Genomic DNA, 4,133 nt, shown 5'->3' on the forward strand with positions numbered 1-4,133 from the left:
CAGGCTATTGAAAAACATGGCTTCAAGGGTGTTCTGATGGGCTTGGCTCGGATTTTACGTTGCCACCCCTGGTCGAAAACAGGTAAGGACCCCGTCCCAGATCACTTTTCCCTCAGACGAAATCAAGAAAAAAAATAACCCAACATCACCTGATGTTGGGTTTTCTTGTTTATTTCAAAGCTTTTTGAGCGTCTTCAATCATGAGTTTAGTTGATTCAAGTCCGCCTCCGCTTAGATACCAGAGGTCTGGTGTTAGTTGGATGATTTTACCATTTTTAGCAGCAGGAGTTTCAGCGATGAGGGCATTTTCTAGGACGCCATCGTTGCTTGAGTTGTCCCCACCAATGGCAAGGGTACGGTTGATGACAAAGAGGATGTCAGGATTGATTTCTTTGACACTTTCAAAGCTGACTTCTTGTCCGTGGCGAGAGTCTTCAAATTTGGTGTCAGTTGGCTTGAATTTTAAGGTTTGATACAAGAAAGAGAAACGAGATTGGGCACCAAAGGCAGCCATTTTTCCTTCATTGAGGAGGATAGCAAGGGCTTTTTTGTCAGAACTTTCGTTTTTAGTAGCGACTTCTTGGATGCTCTTATCTAGGTTAGCCAATTCTTGCTTGGCTTTCTGAGTGCCTGTTTCACCAAAGGCGCTTGCAAGGGATTCGATGTTGGTCTTGGTAGAAGTCCAGTAGTCGTCCTTACTTGCTTGGAAGAGAACGGTTGGAGCAATTTCTTTGAACTTGTCTACGAATTTTTGGGTACGTGGAGAAGCGATAATCAAATCCGGCTCAAGAGCAGCAATGGCTTCTAGGTCTGGCTCAACCATGGAACCCACATTGTTGACATTTCCTGTAAGATCTTTTAGGTAAGTCGGAACAGTTTTTGTAGGCATTCCGACGATATTCTTTTCAAAACCTAAAGCGCGAATAGTATCCGCAGCACCGAGGTCAAAGGTCACAATCTTTTCAGGAACCTTTGAAAGTTTGACCTCATCTAGTGAACTTTTAATGGTTATCTCTGTTGGAGCAGAGCTACTTGTCTCTGTCTGGCTATTGCTTGAATTTGTATTTGTACTACATGCACCAAGTAAGAGCAAGAAGCTAGCCGCTAGGGCAGTGAGATAAAGTTTAAGGGATGTTTTCATGATTTCTCCTTTTTAAAATATAGTAACGATGTAGGGGGTCTCTTAAATAGGTTTGTTAGCTAAGAGACAGAGGGTTCTCTAACATGAGTTCAGAATAGCTAGCTATAGATACAGATCTTTTTGCCATTGATATCAGCCAGTGTGATGGGAATCTCATAAAGTTGACTGAGCAGGTCAGCCTGCATGATTTGAGCAGTCGTTCCCTTGCAAAAGACTTGACCGTCCTTAAAGGCAACAATTTCATCCGCATATTGGCTAGCCATGTTGATATCGTGGAGGACGATGATAATGGTTTTGCCAAGTTCCTCCACCAGTCGCCGAAGGATCTGCATCATGCTGACACTTTGCTTGATATCGAGATTGTTAAGCGGTTCGTCCAGCAAGATAAAGTCTGTATCCTGGGCTAGTACCATAGCGATAAAGACACGTTGGAGTTGTCCGCCAGACAGACTATCGATGTAGCGGTCTTTTAAGTTGGTCAGTTCCAGATAGTCAAGGGTTTCTCGAATTTTTTCCCAGTCTTCCGCCCTCAGTCGACCACGACTGTAGGGAAAACGTCCAAAGCTGACCAGTTCTTCTACAGTCAATTTGGCTTGGTAATTAATCTTCTGCTTTAGGATGGTGAGTTCTTTGGCCAGTTCTTGGGAATTCCAGCTTTCGATTTCCCGGCCTTTAATACTGAGAATCCCCTGATCTTTCTTGGTCAGTCTGCTCATGATGGAGAGAAGAGTTGATTTCCCGGCGCCGTTTGGACCAATGAAGGCTGTCAGTTTCTGAGGACTGACTTCAAGGGAAATGTCTTGCAAAATATCCTGTTTTTGAATGGATTTGTCAATGTTTTCCAGTTTCACTGACGTGCCCTCCTGTAAAGTAAGATAAAGAATAAGAGACCACCCACACTCTCGATGATCATGCTGATGCGAATTTCCAGCGCAAAGACTCGTTCGATGAGGGCTTGCCCCAAGGTCAAACTAATAAATCCAATCAGAATGGCTACGATAAAGAGCAACTTGTGCCGATAATCTTTGACAATCAGGTAAGTGAGATTGGCTAGCATAAAGCCGAAGAAGGCCATAGGTCCTACCAAGGCAGTCGCTGTTGAGGTCAAAAGCACGATGCCCCAGAGGAGTTCTCTCTGTTCTTTTTCAACATCGAGTCCCAGTATCTGAGCCGTTTCTCTTTGCAGGTGCAAGACATCCAGAACGACTGCTTTTCGAAAGAAAAAGATTGTCAAGGCAAGGATGATCAGAGAACCGATGGCTAGGATGGAAGTGTTGAGATGCTGAAAGGAGGCAAAGAGAGTGTTCTGCAGTTTATCGTATTCATTTGGATCCATCAGGACTTGGAGGAAGGTACTGATATTTCGAAAGAGACTTCCCAGGGCTAGGCAGATTAGCAGAATGAAAACCAGATCTTGCTTCATCAGCGTCTTCAAGTAGCCTTGTAAGGCGAGAAAGAAGAGGGATTGAAGCAGAAGCAAGATTAGAAATTCTAAGACAGGCGACTTTCCAAGCTGTAGAAATTTGCTTTCAAATATCAGTAGCAGGGTCTGTAGCAAGACATAGAAGGATTCGATTCCCAAAATACTTGGCGTCAGAAAGCGATTTTCCGTCAGGGTTTGAAAACTAATGGTCGAAATCCCTGTCGCGACGGCTACCAAGAGATAAACGATGATTTTTTGGGAACGTAGCTTCCAGGCAAAGGAAGATAGATGGGTGATGGGCCAAAAGTAGAGAAGACAAGCTCCAATGGCCAGAATAATGAGAAGGCAGAAGAGCTTGGTATGTTTGCTTTTAAACTGCATCTTTTTGTCCCCCTCTCCAGAGAAGTAGGATAAAGACGAGGCTACCGATGATTCCTAGTAGGAGACTGACAGACAGCTCATAGGGCCGAATCAAGACTCGAGAGAGGATGTCGCAGGCCAGAACCATATTGGCTCCGACCAGAGCGACCATGAGTTTAGTTTGGCTCAGATTATCTCCATAGCGCTTGCGGACAAGATTGGGAACGATGACTCCGAGAAAAGGCAAGGCACCCACGGTAATCATGGTGACACTTGTCGTTAGCGCCACCAGAAAAAGGGCCAGTTTTTCAAGTAGAGAGTAAGAAATCCCCAAACTTTCACTGGTTTCCTTGCCCAGATTCATGATGGTGAAGGTTTGGGAGAATTTCCAAACGGCTATCAGGATAATGAGGCCTAAGAAGAGCCACTCATACTGATGGGTCTGAATCATGGAGAAGGAGCCCTGGGTCCAAGCAGTCATACTCTGAACCAGATTGAAACGATAGGCGATAACTTCTGTGACAGAACCGATAATCCCACTATAGATGATCCCGATCAAGGGCAACATCCACCTTTCCTTTACAGAAAAAATAGTCATAAAGGCCAGGAAAAAGAGGGTAAATAAAATGGATGAGCCAAAAGCAAAGAGCATCTTTTGGGTCAGACTCGCAGACGGAAAGACAAAGAGGCTTAACACCATTCCCAGTTTAGCGGCTTCTGTGGTTCCGACTGTACTTGGAGCAGCGAATTGATTTTGAGTAATGGTCTGCATGAGGAGTCCTGCCATGCTCATACTGGAGGCTGCAAGGAGAATACTGATGGTTCTTGGAAGACGCGACTCTTGAAAGAGAAGCCAGGTCTGTTGGTCAAAAGCAAAGAATTTTTCCCAAGAAAAATCACTGGTTCCAATGGTAATGGAGAGAAAGACCAGGAGTAGAAGTAAGCCTGTTAAAATATGAGAGAGTTTCATGCCCCGTCCTTTCATGTAGATTTGGTATAAAAATACCCTTGGAGATAATGTAACACGATTTTTTTAATCTGTCAATAAATTTTCTGACAATTTAATGTAAAAAGAAAGAAAAATTTCTGAAATTACATCTGCCCCTCTCTTTTATTGGAAAACTGAGTAAAAACCAATCCACCTTCCCACTATCCTTCTCCTATAAAAAGTGGTAAAATGGAGGACAGAAAGAAGGAACTGATATGACA

At 43.8% G+C, this 4,133-nt stretch carries 5 protein-coding genes; 1 reads left to right on the forward strand and 4 read right to left on the reverse strand.

Going from position 1 to position 4,133, the window contains the following annotated elements:
• Positions 1-138, forward strand: a 138-nt coding sequence (locus tag GMD6S_RS10900) for a membrane protein insertion efficiency factor YidD (RefSeq protein WP_000299993.1), incomplete at its 5' end; no start/stop codon positions are given.
• A 31-nt stretch (positions 139-169) separates the two neighbouring features.
• Here the strand turns inward: GMD6S_RS10900 and GMD6S_RS10905 are convergent.
• The 4 genes from GMD6S_RS10905 to GMD6S_RS10920 all read right to left on the reverse strand — a co-directional run bounded on the left by GMD6S_RS10905 (position 170) and on the right by GMD6S_RS10920 (position 3,894).
• Positions 170-1,141, reverse strand: a complete 972-nt coding sequence (locus GMD6S_RS10905) for a siderophore ABC transporter substrate-binding protein (protein ID WP_000858272.1) — start codon at positions 1,139-1,141, stop codon at positions 170-172.
• Positions 1,142-1,239: 98 nt separating this feature from the next.
• Positions 1,240-1,992 (reverse strand): iron ABC transporter ATP-binding protein, encoded by a 753-nt coding sequence (locus tag GMD6S_RS10910; protein WP_000764285.1) that lies wholly within the window; start codon positions 1,990-1,992, stop codon positions 1,240-1,242.
• The gene (locus GMD6S_RS10915) at positions 1,989-2,945 is read right to left on the reverse strand and encodes an iron chelate uptake ABC transporter family permease subunit (protein WP_001159839.1); all 957 of its coding nucleotides are present in this window, start codon (positions 2,943-2,945) and stop codon (positions 1,989-1,991) included. The genes GMD6S_RS10910 and GMD6S_RS10915 overlap by 4 nt, the downstream gene beginning before the upstream one ends.
• Positions 2,935-3,894: an ABC transporter permease gene (locus GMD6S_RS10920; protein WP_000777218.1), complete on the reverse strand. Its 960-nt coding sequence runs from the start codon at positions 3,892-3,894 to the stop codon at positions 2,935-2,937. Before GMD6S_RS10920 ends, GMD6S_RS10915 begins: the two co-directional genes overlap by 11 nt.
• Positions 3,895-4,133: the final 239 nt, after the last annotated feature.

This window comes from Streptococcus sp. GMD6S (genome assembly GCF_000297015.1).

Coding starts and splice junctions, on each gene's coding strand:
- GMD6S_RS10915 (WP_001159839.1), bottom strand. CDS start 2,945: ATGCAGTTTAAAAGCAAACATACCAAGCTCTTCTGCCTTCTCATTATT.
- GMD6S_RS10920 (WP_000777218.1), bottom strand. CDS start 3,894: ATGAAACTCTCTCATATTTTAACAGGCTTACTTCTACTCCTGGTCTTT.
- GMD6S_RS10905 (WP_000858272.1), bottom strand. CDS start 1,141: ATGAAAACATCCCTTAAACTTTATCTCACTGCCCTAGCGGCTAGCTTC.